Source organism: Leptospira ilyithenensis (assembly GCF_004771005.1).
Taxonomy (GTDB): Bacteria; Spirochaetota; Leptospiria; order Leptospirales; family Leptospiraceae; genus Leptospira_A; species Leptospira_A ilyithenensis.
On the sequence record NZ_RQHV01000043.1, the window covers coordinates 241,197 to 255,134 of the forward strand.

The 13,938-nt window shown below is 40.9% G+C and carries 14 protein-coding genes; 7 read left to right on the forward strand and 7 right to left on the reverse strand.

Features of this window, described 5'->3' with window-relative positions; genetic code table 11:
* Positions 1-2: 2 nt before the first annotated feature.
* Entirely contained in the window at positions 3-1,166 is a 1,164-nt protein-coding gene (locus EHS11_RS09545) for a S1 RNA-binding domain-containing protein (protein ID WP_135764156.1), read from the reverse strand.
* Positions 1,163-2,509, reverse strand: a complete 1,347-nt coding sequence (locus EHS11_RS09550; protein ID WP_246047735.1) for a hypothetical protein — start codon at positions 2,507-2,509, stop codon at positions 1,163-1,165. The genes EHS11_RS09545 and EHS11_RS09550 overlap by 4 nt, the downstream gene beginning before the upstream one ends.
* Before the next feature lie 142 nt (positions 2,510-2,651).
* On the opposite strand from EHS11_RS09550, the gene EHS11_RS09555 reads away from it, so the two are divergent.
* Both EHS11_RS09555 and EHS11_RS09560 read left to right on the forward strand, forming a co-directional pair.
* Positions 2,652-3,338, forward strand: a complete 687-nt coding sequence (locus EHS11_RS09555; RefSeq protein ID WP_135764158.1) for a histidine kinase — start codon at positions 2,652-2,654, stop codon at positions 3,336-3,338.
* A 4-nt stretch (positions 3,339-3,342) separates the two neighbouring features.
* Positions 3,343-4,206 carry a glycosyltransferase family 2 protein gene (locus EHS11_RS09560; RefSeq protein ID WP_135764159.1) on the forward strand — a complete coding sequence of 288 codons (864 nt, stop codon included), beginning with the start codon at positions 3,343-3,345 and terminating at the stop codon, positions 4,204-4,206.
* Here EHS11_RS09560 and EHS11_RS09565 read toward each other — a convergent pair.
* Complete coding sequence (locus tag EHS11_RS09565; RefSeq protein WP_135764160.1) at positions 4,102-4,446, reverse strand: hypothetical protein; 345 nt, start codon at positions 4,444-4,446, stop codon at positions 4,102-4,104. The two genes, EHS11_RS09560 and EHS11_RS09565, sit on opposite strands and share 105 nt — an antisense overlap.
* Positions 4,447-4,532: 86 nt before the next feature.
* On the opposite strand from EHS11_RS09565, the gene EHS11_RS09570 reads away from it, so the two are divergent.
* The 5 genes from EHS11_RS09570 (at position 4,533) to mutS (ending at position 10,516) form a co-directional block, all read left to right on the forward strand.
* On the forward strand, positions 4,533-5,447 hold the full coding sequence (locus EHS11_RS09570) for a shikimate dehydrogenase family protein (protein WP_135764161.1): 915 nt from the start codon (positions 4,533-4,535) through the stop codon (positions 5,445-5,447).
* Complete coding sequence (locus tag EHS11_RS09575; RefSeq protein ID WP_167884405.1) at positions 5,444-6,676, forward strand: bifunctional folylpolyglutamate synthase/dihydrofolate synthase; 1,233 nt, start codon at positions 5,444-5,446, stop codon at positions 6,674-6,676. The genes EHS11_RS09570 and EHS11_RS09575 overlap by 4 nt, the downstream gene beginning before the upstream one ends.
* 62 nt (positions 6,677-6,738) lie before the next feature.
* Positions 6,739-7,359, forward strand: a complete 621-nt coding sequence (locus EHS11_RS09580; protein WP_135764163.1) for a TetR/AcrR family transcriptional regulator — start codon at positions 6,739-6,741, stop codon at positions 7,357-7,359.
* A 15-nt stretch (positions 7,360-7,374) separates the two neighbouring features.
* Positions 7,375-7,998 (forward strand): phosphoribosylanthranilate isomerase, encoded by a 624-nt coding sequence (locus EHS11_RS09585; protein ID WP_135764164.1) that lies wholly within the window; start codon positions 7,375-7,377, stop codon positions 7,996-7,998.
* The gene (gene mutS, locus EHS11_RS09590) at positions 7,985-10,516 is read left to right on the forward strand and encodes a DNA mismatch repair protein MutS (RefSeq protein WP_135764165.1); all 2,532 of its coding nucleotides are present in this window, start codon (positions 7,985-7,987) and stop codon (positions 10,514-10,516) included. The genes EHS11_RS09585 and mutS overlap by 14 nt, the downstream gene beginning before the upstream one ends.
* Here the strand turns inward: mutS and serB are convergent.
* From serB to EHS11_RS09610, 4 genes are read right to left on the reverse strand one after another with little or no spacing between them, the layout of a single operon-like run.
* Positions 10,487-11,368, reverse strand: a complete 882-nt coding sequence (gene serB, locus EHS11_RS09595; protein WP_135764166.1) for a phosphoserine phosphatase SerB — start codon at positions 11,366-11,368, stop codon at positions 10,487-10,489. The genes mutS and serB overlap by 30 nt on opposite strands.
* 13 nt (positions 11,369-11,381) lie before the next feature.
* Positions 11,382-12,149 (reverse strand): SGNH/GDSL hydrolase family protein, encoded by a 768-nt coding sequence (locus tag EHS11_RS09600; protein ID WP_135764167.1) that lies wholly within the window; start codon positions 12,147-12,149, stop codon positions 11,382-11,384.
* Positions 12,127-12,306 (reverse strand): hypothetical protein, encoded by a 180-nt coding sequence (locus EHS11_RS09605; RefSeq protein WP_109020442.1) that lies wholly within the window; start codon positions 12,304-12,306, stop codon positions 12,127-12,129. Before EHS11_RS09605 ends, EHS11_RS09600 begins: the two co-directional genes overlap by 23 nt.
* A gap of 24 nt (positions 12,307-12,330) precedes the next feature.
* Positions 12,331-13,908: an MFS transporter gene (locus EHS11_RS09610; RefSeq protein WP_246047736.1), complete on the reverse strand. Its 1,578-nt coding sequence runs from the start codon at positions 13,906-13,908 to the stop codon at positions 12,331-12,333.
* Positions 13,909-13,938 lie beyond the last annotated feature (30 nt).

The window sequence follows — 13,938 nt, forward strand, 5'->3', positions numbered from 1 at the left end:
ATTTACTTTTTGTTTTTCTTTTCTAACGACTGTTTGAGCAAAAGCCCGAAACTGGATACGGAACCGGTATCGGTATCATTTTTCAGATACTGCTGGTATTCCAATCTGTCTTTTGCGTCTGCCGCTTTTGTGATGGAGAGTGCGATTTGTTTTTTTTCAGGATTCACTTCCAAAACGAAGACTTCTACTTTTTGGCCGGTAGAATAAACAGTGTTAACCGGAGTCCGTCCCGGTACACCTGTTTCTTTATTGGGGATAAGTCCTCCGAAAGATTCGTTCAATCTTACAAAGATTCCGAATGGTTTGATGGATTCGATTTCCCCCGTAACAATATCGGATTCTTTGAAAGGAACTTTTTGCGCCCAAGGATCTTGTAAAAAATCTTTGGCACTCAAGGAAAATTTTCCTTCTTCCCAATTCAAAGAAATGATCTTGGCACGAAGGGTTTCTCCGACTTGAAATTCTTTTTCCAAGTCTGCATTTTTTCGAAAACTGGCTTCGCTTGCAGGAACCAAAGCATCGAATCCGTCCATATCCACGATGAGTCCGAATTTATGAATGGATCTGATGCGGGTAGTAACAAACATTCCTTCTTTCAATTCGTCTCTGAGGATTCTTCGTTTGGCTTCTTTTTCTCTGTCCGAAATTTTCTTTTGAGAAACAACTACTTTGTTTTGTTTCGAATTGAATTCGCTGATGATGAATTTGAATTTTTTCCCGTAAATTTCTTTGCCTTTGTTTTCTGCATCTAACTGGGAAAAGGGGACGAAAGCGGTAACTGAGCCTAGTTTGACTTCATAGCCCCCGTTCACTTCCGTAGAAATCTGACCGAGTATGGGGATTTCGGAGTTCAAAGCGATTTGGAGATTTTCTTCCGTGACGGAGTCCCCCACCAAACAAGATGTAAAGTGGTAATCTCCGGAATCTTCTTTTAAAAAATAAACGGTAAGAACCGCGCCGGGTACGGGAGGAGTTTCTTCCTTCCATTCTTCCGAAGAAATATTTCCTACAATATTGGAACCGTTTGTACGTATGAATACGTAATCGTTTTTGACAGAGATCACTTTTGCCGAATGGGAAGATCCTGGTTCAATGGACTTTCTCTTTTCGAAACTTTCTTCTAATAGGCGCTCAAATTCGCTGGACGGGCTAGTCTTCCCTTTCATGGCTTTTTACCTACTTTTTCAGGTTTGGGGGTATAAACCAATTTTCCACCGAGAACCATAGATTCAATAGCAAATATTCCCAAGGACTTCTTCAAAGGATTTTCCTTAAAAACGGAAAAATGAGCCGGTTTGCCGATGGAGATTTTCCCCTCGTGGTCGGCCCCGATAAACCTGCATGTTTTTTCAGTTAAGATTTGGACCAGTTCCTTTCTTTCGGCAGGCAAAGTTTCCGGATCCGTTTCCACCTTTCGTATTTCGGAAAATTCAGGACGGGCGAAAATCCGTTTCCACCAGGGAAGAGATTCCTCTTCCGTCCGACTTTCTTTTGATTTTGCCAAAGTTTTCCAAGAAGCCTCCCAAAGGGAAATTTCCTGAATCGCACCCACTCCCGGAAAGGATGCCCAATGCCCGGAACCACTGGCAAATAACAGTCGTTCCTTTCTATGTTCCTTTCTGAAAATCTCCCAAAGAGAATAGAATTCCGATTTTGCAAGATTTGCTTTTTCCAAATCTACTTCGTCGGGAAGACCATCCAAAAAATTGGGAAGAAATTTCTCTTTGAAATAAGGGAAATGTTCTCCTATCTGTTGCAATCTTAAGGTGAGAGATTTCGGGTCATTTCTTAAGGATAGAAAGTAAGTCACATTCAATAAAGGTGCCCATAAAAATTGACGGGTTTGCACTTGGGATAAATTCGCATTTGCCGGCATGGGATGAAATATTACCGGAAACCCTGTGTCCAAAGCATCTTTCCAAGCAAGTCTGTCTGCAAATGTATAAGCAAGAGGAGTGTATCCTTGTTTGTCCCATTTCGACTTCCACTGAAAGAGAGTGGTTTGCGGGAAAGACTGGCCTTCCGCTTTTTTTAAAAAAATAGGTTGGTGGCGGGAACGATCCCGTTTTCCTTCTCCCGCTTCCAAGGATTTTGAATCCAATCCCAAAGCAAAATACTGATCCTTAGAGGGAGAATTTTCCCTAAAATTAGCATCATAAACCCAAGGTTTTTGCGACTGAAGTATAAAAGGCCCGATGATTTTGGATTTGGAAATCTCATCCTTAACTTTTGTTAGATCTCCATCTCCCACGGATTCCACATGGCTGAACCCTGTAGCCAAAAATCCAAGTAAAAGCTGAGGCAAAATTTCCCGATTGGTCTCTCCGCCGAAAGAATTTGCTCCAATCGTAACACTTGCGTCACAGAAACCGGGTAGGATATAACGGATCGGTTCTTTAAAATTTGTAGTTTTCCGAGTGATGGAACGGACTTTTCCCCCTGTCACTTCCAGGTCACTGACCTCTCCAAATTGCTTTTTTTCCGACTCCCAAACCCTAACCCCCAGCATTTTCAGATTTTGGGACAAAAGAAGAGAGGGGGAAAAAGCCGATAAATAAATAAATAAGAGGAAACAAGGGAGCCTTCGGTTTTTCATACTTGCGGTCTTAGTACCTTGACAACAAGGCTTAGAATGAAAATGATTTCTTTGTATGGGTAAGGAAACAAGCGAGATTTCTGACCACATCAAATTGCACGTGGAAAATGGAAAAATCCTATCCCTAAAGACGCATAGGGTCTCGAAATCCGTCGAGGAACATATCAAAGAGGCCGTAGAAAGGATACTGGATCGCCTTACACACTCTACTCTCATCCCTACTCTCTACACAATTATCAAAGAACTCGCCATCAATGCCTGCAAAGCGAACCAAAAAAGAGTCTTTTTCGAGGAGAGAGGCTACAGCATGTCCGATCCAGCCGAATACGCGAAAGGAGTTCGGGAATATAAGGAGATGTTTTCCGAAGAAATGTCCAATGAATTCGGAGCAAAAGCAAAAAAGAAAGGATACTACTGCCTTATCAATTTCAATTATACGGATGGTGGGATCAGCATAGAGGTGATCAACAACGCTCCTATCGCCAAACAGGAAGAAAAAGCCATCCGGGAAAGACTGGAAAAAGGGATGGCCTACGACGACATTGCACAATTCTATATGGACAACGCCGACAATACCGAAGGCGCAGGTCTCGGCCTTGCACTCATCTTAATCATGTTAAAAGGCGAAGGGATCGATCCCAATTTTTTCCGAATCATCATCGGAGAAGATTCCACAACTGCAAGATTGGAAATCCCTCTTTCCAAAAACTATACACCTATCCGTCAAACAAAACCCGCTTAACTTCATGTCGCTTCCTCTTTCCGCTACCATAATCACATTCAACGAAGAAGACAATATCGTGCGAACCTTGGAAGCACTTGGTTTTATCGAAGATATCGTAATCGTAGATTCCGGCTCCAAAGACAATACTTTGGAACTGATCAGAAAGAACTGTCCGAACGCAAGATTGTTTGAAAGAGAATTCGATACGTATTCCGATCAAAAGAATTTTGCACTCAGCAAAACCAAAGAAGACTGGGTTTTGGCTTTGGATGCGGACGAAGTTGTTTCTCCGAAACTGAAAGAAGAAATCATTTCACTTTTTGGAAATGATATTTCCCGGTCGGACGGATATCTGATCCCCCGCCTAACCTGGTATTTGGGGAAATGGATCCGTTTCGGAGGATTCTTCCCGAACTACCAATTGAGATTATTCAGAAAAGACAAAGGCAAATTCGGAGGAGGACTGGTTCATGAAAGAGTCAAACTTCCTTCCAAGCCTCTTCCTTTGAAACATCCTCTATTTCATTATTCGTATAAAAATATCTCCGACCATTTAGGCTTTATAGACAGATACTCCAGTCTTTTTGCGGAAGAGGAACACAGAAAAGGCAAAAAAAGTTCGGTGACTTGGGCGGTATTGAAAGGCTCATTCAAAGCCTTTTATATGTATTTCATTCGGATGGGAATCTTCGACGGGAAAGCGGGCTTTGTTTTGGCAGTGCTCGGGTTTTATTATAATTTTCTAAAATACTTAAAGCTTTATGAAAAGAACAACAATCTATCAGTCTCTTCTTTCTTTATTATGGTTGATTCGGTTCATGATATAAAGAGCAATGAATCCGCCGAGAAAGATAGCGACCAGATTCACATTGGAAAGCTGAGTTGATCCGATTTTAGGAGACATGAGCCACATGATGATGTCTCTAATGTATGTTTGTAAGGTGGCGAATACGATCAAAGCGCCGATGCCTGCTACGAAAGTAGATCCCCAAAATTTACCCAGCAGATCTTTTCTTTTATAGTAATAAAAGTAATAGGCACAGGCAGCGGAGGCGAGAAAAAAGAAGAGTATATCTACCAGAATCGTCCAAGGTTCAGAGGGAACTGCTAATGGGATTTGAATCATAAATCTTTTGCCTTCAGTACTAAATTTTCGGTATCAAAGCGCAAGTCCATAAGATAAAACTATAGAAATCCAAAAAGGAGAGATCTTTGTATTCAAGACAAACAAAATTATTTGGTATCCTGGGATTCCCCTTGGGTCATACCTTGAGCCCCTGGATTCACAATCATTTATTTTCGCTTTCCGGATTTGACGGAGTTTATCTCGTTTTTGAAGATCAATTTTGGGATGAGAAAGGGGTATCTTCTCTCTTGGATTTAAAAGTCGAGGGAGTATCAGTAACCATTCCTTTCAAAGAATGGGCATTTTCAGTCGCAGATACTGCGTGTGAGGCATCCGCCCAAATGAAAGCTTCCAATACACTTTGTTTTGCTGACGGCAAAATCTCCGCACACAATACCGACGGAGAAGGCGCCATTCGATCCATATTGAAAGAAAATAAAAAACTATTAAGCCCGGAAGATTCTTCTTCCATACTGGTGATAGGAAGCGGAGGAAGTGCAAAAGGAATTCTATTTTCATTGGTGAGAAAGCTCAAGGAAAATGCCGCAAATCATCTAACGTCCATTCATTCCTCTTTGCCAAAAGGAAAAATCCGTATCCTGGCAAGAAATAAATCCGCAGTCATGGAAATCATTCGATCTTTGAATGCGGAGGAATTGATTTCATCTATCTCAAAGGAAGAAGCCATGGAAGAAAGAAAAAATATTTCTCTTACCATCCACACTACTCCCGTCGGAATGAAAGGGGTGGGAGGAGAACCGATCTTAAACCGGGATTTTTTTCATAAACATTCGACTCTATTCGATATTGTTTACAACCCTCTGGAAACGGATTTGGTTAAAGAAGCAAAAACCAAAAAAGCAAAAATCATCCCCGGTTATTCCATGTTATTGTATCAAGGGATCCGGCAATTCGAACTTTTCACCAAAATGGAAGTCGAAAAAAAATGGATTGGGAAAATCGAATCAATTCTCCTGAAAGAATTGAAAAAAAGAAAATGAAATCATTCTTATCTTTTTTATCCCAGTTGGAAAACCCGGAAAAAACAAGAAACTTCAATATATTCAAAAATTATAATTTAGATGAATTCACATCTATACTGGAAACGATTCGGAATCGAAACACTCCGACTGGGCTTGATTATAAGCCTTTCCGAATCTCCGTTGTAGGCACCAATGGGAAAGGTTCCACCTCACATTTCTTAAGTGAGATTTTAAAACTGGCAAACCCGACAAACAAAATCGGACTTTATACTTCCCCTCATTTGATTTCTCCTTTGGAAAGAATCAGCTTTCAATCGGAAGCGATCCGGGAAGAGGAAACCAATCAGTTGTTTGAGTCCTTGGATTCTATGACAGGATTATTATCCAAGCTCAGTTATTTCGAATGTCTGACTTTGTTTGCATTTTTATATTTCGAAAAACAAAATTGCAATTTCGAAATCTGGGAAGCCGGACTCGGTGGAAGACTGGACGCTACAAAACTTGCAAACCCGGATGCGATTGTTCTTACAAAAATCGGCTTGGACCATTGCGAGATTTTAGGGAATGATTTGGAAACAATCGCAAAAGAAAAAATAGGAATCAAAGGAGAGAGATCCAAAACCTTATTTAGCTTTCGCCAAAGTCCGGAATTGGAAACATTCATTCGAAACGAATCCGAAAGACTCGGTTTAAAAGTTTATTTCCAAACGGAAGAATTTCCCAATGATTATCTGAAGTCTAACTTCCATTTTGCGAAGTTCGTATTGGAGACTTTAAATCAAATCGAAAAGGACAAAGTCCGTTGGGAAAACAAAAATTTCCTTTTGCCCAAGGGAAGAATGGAAACACTTCACACTTCCCCAACAATCGTTTTTGACCCGGCACACAACCCGGACGCCATCCGAAAAACCCTGGAATGTTTTTTGGATTCCCTTCCTCCGAACACTCCTTTTGATTTTTTGGTAGGTTCTCTTCCCGACAAAGATGCGGAAGGGATCTGGAAGGTGATTCAAAAATTCCAAGTGGATTCCGTTTATCTTTGGGAAGGAACCGGTTTCCAAAATTGGGAGTTTTTAAAGGGAAAAAATACCGACTCCTCCTTAAAAAAAGAGAACCATTTTCAAATTACTGGTGAAACCAACTTAATCGACCTCCTTTCGGAGAGGGAGAAACCACTTCTTGTTTCAGGAAGCTTTCGACTTTACGGGTTCTTACAAGCCGCAATCCACAAAAGATTTGCTCTTTAAATTTCAGCTTTACAATTCCCATCGGATCCAAAATCTTCTTTTAGGAAACAACGTTCAGGATCATGCAGACCCCGAAAGAACACACAAGACGAGAGATCTTGCAAGCCGCAAGAGAAGAATTCATCCAATTGGGCTTTGAAAAAGCGTCTATGAGGACGATTGCCAAAAAGGCAAAAGTCTCAACGAGCAATATATACAATTATTTCGAAAACAAAGAACACCTTCTTGTTGAGATACTTGGTCCCATTCTTTCGGGTATGGAAAAAGCATTTCAGTTCATTTCCCAGCCAAACTACTTTGAAAAAAGATTCAATGACTCTTATGAAAATTGGAAAGAACGATTCAATATTGCACTGGATTATGTAGATGCCAATAGGGATGACTTCGTCTTACTTCTGCTAAAGTCCCAAGGATCCACATTGGAAGACTTTCCGGAAAAAGCTCTCACCCGATTTACAAAAATCAGTTTTGATCAATACCAGGAATTCAAAGCGGCGAACGCAAATTTTCGCGGAGAAATTAACGAATTTGTAGTTCGAAATATACTATCCTTCTTTTTGAATATATTCGTACAAATGATCCGCCAAAATATCACCAAGGCGGAAATGCTCAAATACGAAGATAGTTTCCTGAAATTTTTGCACTACGGATACAAAGGTTCGATTGCCTCCGATCTGAATTGATACAATCTGGCTCCTATGGGAGCCAAAATTAAAATCTGCGGGATCAGAACTCCTGAAATCATACAAGTTTGTGCGGATTTGAAAGTAGATCTGATCGGTCTGAATTTTTCTCCGAACTCTCCCAGAAATATCAAAGAAAATGAAATCCCAAATCTGATTCGAACGAGACATACCGAAGGTTTTCCCAAAATCGTTTTTCTGTTCTACAATAACGAAATCGCAGAGATCCGATCCGTTATCGAAAAATACGAGCCTGATTACGTACAATTCATTCAAGGCGATAACAAACTAACGACTGATATATGGAACCATTATCTGAACAATAAAAAATTACTTCCTTCATTTAGAATCAGTGAAGAGGTAAAAGACGAATCCATTCTTTGCCCCGAGTTGCCCTTTGTGATTTTGGACAGTTACAAAAAAGGATTGGGAGGGGGAACAGGCGAAAGTTTTCCTTGGGAGTATGTAAAAAATGTAAAACGTCCCTACTTACTTGCCGGAGGGATCACTCCTGAAAATGTTCGGGAAGCATTGGATTATCTGAATCCTTTCGGAATCGATGTGGCAAGCGGCGTGGAGACAGACGGAAAAAAAGATCCGGAAAAAATCAGACAATTGGTGAAAAATGTCAGAGGATGATGCACTAAATACGCCAGTTATGCGGCAGTTTGCGGAAGTAAAAACGCAACACCCCGATTCCATTGTTTTTTTCCGAATGGGGGATTTTTATGAAATGTTCCAGGACGACGCAAAGGACGCGAGTCTGCTATTGGACATCACCCTCACCAAAAGACAAAATCAAATCCCTATGGCAGGGATTCCCTATCATGCTGCGGAAGGTTATATTGCAAGACTGCTTTCCGCAGGCAGAAAGGTAGTAGTCTGCGAGCAGGTCAAGTCGGATGATCCGAAAGCGAAAATCATGCTTAGGGAAGTGGTGCGCATCATCACACCCGGAACCGTCGTTGAAGATCATTTGCTCAGCGGATACCAAAACAATTATTTGTCAGTGTTTTGGCAGGAAAAAAATACCGTCTATCTGGCATTTGCTGATGTCACCACGGCAGAGCTGGTTTATTTTTATTACACTGCCACGGAAAAAGAAAAAATCAAAGATACGATCGAAAGATTTTCTCCGAAAGAATTATTGTACGCGGAAACATCCAAACAATCCATCCCGGAACTCGGGCGGGACAGGCAACTCATCCTAACTCCTCTTTTACCTGAATTTCTACCCAGTGACAAACAAACAGGGGCTCAGGTGCTTGTGCATGTTTTGGATTGTTATCTCAAATACAATTACCGCCAACATAACTTTAGTTTCAAATCTCCGAGGCTCATCGACGAATCCGAATTTTTAGGATTGGATGAAAGAACCATTTCCCATCTGGAACTGGTTGAAAACGAAAACAATAAAAATCATACTCTATTCGGAATTCTGAATCGTTGTACTACCCCGAGCGGAAAAAGATACCTGAGACAAAGAATTCTTTTCCCTACAAGAAATCCGGAGATGATCAGATCCCATTGGGACAAGATTGAAATTTTAATCTCCGGCAAAAAAGAGAGAATCCAAGTCCAAACAAAACTATCGGAAATGATAGATATGGAACGGGTGTTAGCTCGGTTTCGCGGAGGCAAAGCGTCTCCCAGAGATATGAACGGAATCCAAAAAACCATCTCTGCATATGGATCCGTAAAGGAGACCCTGGATACCATAGCCTTTCCTTTCGCCGATTTATCCAAAGAACTGGTCTTATTCGGAACTCTACTCGAAGAAAGAGTTTTTCCCGGCGAACTTCCTGTCTTTTTGGGAAACTCTCCTTTTATCAAGGCAGGTTACTCTAAAGAATACGATCTTGCCACACTTGCCAAAGAAAAAGGAAAAGATTGGATCTTGGAATTGGAGGAAAGGGAAAAAAAAGAATCAGGCCTCTCTTCTTTAAAGATTCGTTATAATAAAATCTTAGGTTACTTTTTTGAAATCTCAAGGATGCAGGCAAAAGACGCTCCCGACCATTTCGTAAAGAAACAAACTCTTGTTACAGGGGAAAGATTCACTTCTCCCGAATTGGAAGAAAAAGAAAGATCGATCCTGGAAGCGGATGAAATTACAGAAAGGATCGAAAAAGAAGAATTTGATTTTTTAATTGCGGAAGCACTGAAGAGCTTTCCCAACTTTTTACAAATGGCAACCGAGGTAGCTTCCCTGGACTACCATATCTCCCTCACCCAATGCAAGGAAGAATACCAATGGATACGACCTGAGATCAGAGAAGACGGCAAGATGATCCTGACAGATGCCCGCCATCCTGTTGTGGAAGCTTTCCTTCCTTTGGGGGACAGGTTTGTTCCCAACTCACTGGATCTGGATCCGAAAGAAGACTCCATTGCCATTCTGACGGGGCCCAATATGGCAGGTAAGTCAACTTATATGCGTCAGGTGGCGATCAATCAGATTCTTTTCCAAATGGGATCTTATCTTCCGATCAAATCGGCTTCACTTCCCATTGTGGATCGCATATTTACCCGAATCGGTTCCGGTGACAATCTTACTACGGGAGAATCCACATTCTTCGTGGAAATGAAAGAAACCGCTTATATTCTGAGCCAATTTACGGAAAATAGTTTGATTCTTTTTGATGAAGTGGGACGGGGAACATCGACTTACGATGGTTTGTCGATTGCCTGGGCCATTATAGAATTTTTATCCGGTAATTTTCCCAGACCGAAAACGATCTTTGCAACACATTATCACGAACTTACCGAGCTTGAAAAAGGAAAAGGGATTTTTAATTTATACCTGGATACTTTTGAGAAAGAAGGAGAAGTATTATTCCTTAAAAAAGTAAAAAAGGGAAAATCAAAACAATCCTTCGGAATCTACGTAGCCAAACTCGCAGGGCTTCCCAAAGAAGTGACGGAGAGAGCATCGAATATACTTCTAGGACTCGAATCCAAAAAAAGAGAAATCAAAGTAAGAAAGGAAGAACCTCTTCTTTTCGGAAATCTATTGGAGTCCACATTGCCTGGAAAATCCGTAAGCGAGGAGAGAATTTTGAAAAAACTGAAAAACCTATCGATCAATTCCATCCCACCGATCGAAGCCTTGCAGATATTGGAAGAACTAAGCCGCTGGTCGAAAGAGAAAGAGTAAAACGCTCATATCAGAAAAATCGATCCAATTCAAAATCTGATCTTTTAATCCCTGCTTCGCGTGAAAACCGATTCCGATAGATGCGGATTGCAACATAAGACCGTCATTGGCACCATCCCCAACGGCAACAATCTGTTGTTTGGTGATATTTTGTTCATTGGAATACAAATTCAGATACTCCGCTTTCTTTTCCTTACCGATGATCTCACCCAAGATCTCTCCGGTAAAGACACCTTCTTTTTCTTCCAGATGATTTGCCCGGTAAAAAGAAACCGGATATTTTTTTGCAAATAGATCCAACACAGGAGTAAAGCCTCCGCTGAGAATCGAAATTTTTGTTTGAAACTTTGGCAGTTCTTGGAATAGGATATCCATTCCGGGATTCAAATGAAGGAGTTCGTAAACTTCTCCGAAACTTTTTCGTGACAATCCGTTCAGAAGAATCACTCTTTTTCTAAGTGCTTCTTCAAATCCCATCCCGCCGTCCATCGCTTGTTTGGTGACAGAAGCGACTTGTTCGTAAACTCCGTGTTTGCGGGCCAATTCATCAATCACTTCTTCCTGTATCACAGTGGAATCCATATCAAAACAAAATAGATTCGGTTCCTTCGGATTTAAATGATTTTCTATCTGCAACACATCAATCCGATCGGAAGAAACGGCAGCCCGTAGTCCCACGAGCTCTTCTCTGGGGAGAGAGTTTTCCAACCGGATCTCAATACAGGAATGATCGAAAGAAAAAGAAGGTACTGGATTTACGAGAAGTTTGCTTTTTAAGTCTTGATTTTGGATGGAAGAAACAAAGGAAAAATTCTCAAACTTTCCCTTTTTGATAAATAATAATACAGACATGAATATAAAACTTTTATGGAACGAGAGGACGGAGTTTTTTTCCCCAGATTTCGTAACCTTTTTCATTAAAATGAAGTTTGTCCCCGTTTTCCCTTACAAATTCTTCTCGTAAAAAAAGTTCGTCCGGTTTTCGGAGATCATCCCAAACTTCCACATATTCCACATTTTTTGTTTTACGGGCAAAATTTGCCAAAAATAGATTATAAACAGGAACGATTTGATTCAGCTCCCGCACTTTGGTAGGAGGAACTGCCATCACAATCACCCGAATGGACGGATTCTTTTTATGAATGGTTTCTATGATGGATTGAAAATTTCTTTGAACGAGAGACAAACATTTCCCCTGGATCATGTCATTCCCTCCTATCTCCATAACGATCACGGAAGGAGAGAGAGTTAAAACATCATCCTGGATACGGGAAAGCAATGTCTCAGTCATATCACCACCTATTCCGCGATTGGTGACATTCTGATTTGGAAATTCTTTTTTGATTAATTCGGGTAAAAATAAATGTACGAGGCTGTTTCCAACAAAAACAACCCGGGAAGATTTTCTAGATTTATTGTCTTCACTGTAAAGAAGCCTTACGGGAAACCAAATCTTTTCTATGTACTGTTTGAAATCCTTTTGGTTGCGCCAACCAGGCTCATTGAAACATACAAAGTTTGGATCGTAATAGTCTTTGCTGGGTCGAAGGCTACAACCCACTAAGGAGAAAGAGAAAAACACCCAAAGAAGGAGATGGGTGGAAATTGAATTATTCTTGTTCGCCCGGCTCATTCATTCGGAAGCGCTTTTGCCAATCTTTGATTTGCGACTGAGCGTATTCTTCCGTGTCGCATATGCGAAATTCAATCGGATTGTTTGTTGTAGTTTCAATGAGTTTAGCTTCGATGTATCCATTCTTCAGCTTGGTTGTCTCTATGCGATATCTCATCTATCTATCTCCGAATACCAGATTTTATTTATTACGTATCTTGGCAATCTCTTCTAAAGTCTCTTCTTCTCGATATTTTCCGAAAAGAAAAATTGCCAAAAGGCAGAACCCGGAGGCCAACGGTCCTGTTAAACGAACACCCAGTTCTCCACCATTCTCTTTTTCTTCGACTTTACAGACGATCTTTTCTATTAGATTTTTATTGTTTTCTCTTATATTTTTCGCATCTGAACCGGATTCAGATTTTACTTGCAATTCTTTCGAAGAAGTTTCAGCAACAGAAGGCGCAATGATTCCGGTAACATTCGGAGAAACATGTTTTTTGGATTCCTTATCCAATCCTATCAAAATGACGGAACTGAAAATAAGAACTGCTAGTGTTTGTCCCAACTTTTGCATAAAGGTTCTGCCTGCATAGAACAACCCTTCCCGTTTGGAACCTGTTTTCAATGCATCAAGTTCCGCAATATCCGCGAGTATTGCATTTGGTAGAATGCCCAAAATCGCAATGGGAACCGCAGCGACTGCAACAATCAAATAACCCTGGATATGTGACGGAATCGGCAAACTGTCTTTTCCGATAAAGAAGATGGATAAGAAGAGTATTAGAAAAATATAAAATCCGAAAAGAACCGTACGTTTCTTCCCTACTTTTCGTGCTACGATATTTACTACCGGATAAAAAGCAAAAGAAACAAGAAGCATAATCGTAAGAAGCTGAGTCACAAATTCACGCTCTAACCGGAGCAATACGGTAACATAATAGGAAATACCTGTAGTTAATACGGTTAATGCGAGAAAATAACAGAGGTCGGATAATGCGAAATACAGAAAGTTCTTGTTTTTGAAAGTAAGCACGATCGCTTCCCGGAAAGGAACGCTGGACGGCTCCGACTCGCAGTATGTTTTTTCTTTAATGGCAAACACAGGAAAATACATGCAAATGGCCGCAAATCCGCAGAGAATTCCCAATGCATATTGACGGGAAAAGAGGGACTGGATGGCGGGATCCGGAGAATACGAAAAGGAAGCACTCAAAACATTGGCAATCATTGGCTCTGTAGATGCCACAATGATCCCCAGTGCGTAGGTAACGGATATATAAGTGGAAAGATTAAGCCTTTCGTTCGGGGTATGGCCTAGCTCGGGAATGAGTGCAAAATACGGAGTCACATATATAGTGAGAAACAAATAAAATAAGAGCATAAATACCGTCATCCAGACAAGATTCAGCCCTGAAATGAAATGATTCGGAGGAAGAAAGATCAGCCAGCAAAAGATTGCTGCGGGAATTCCACCTAATGCCAGATAGGGGATTCGCCTGCCGAACTTTGATCTGAATCTGTCCGAAGAATTCGCCACAATGGGATCAGTAATTGCATCCCACAACCTTCCCACTGCCGCTACCACACCGATAGTAGAAAGCCCCCAAAACGCCATCTTTTCTATCAGGTCGGGAAAACAGTCTTCTCCTGTTTTCGGTGCAGGAGGGAGATAAAAATAAACTTGGTGAAGGCCAATGATATTGATCAGTGTGGACCAACCGAGTTGGCCAACTGCATAACTGATCTGTTTTCCAAAAGGAAGAGAGGGTTTTGACATTCTATTTTCTCTGGGAAAGGGAAAGTAGAA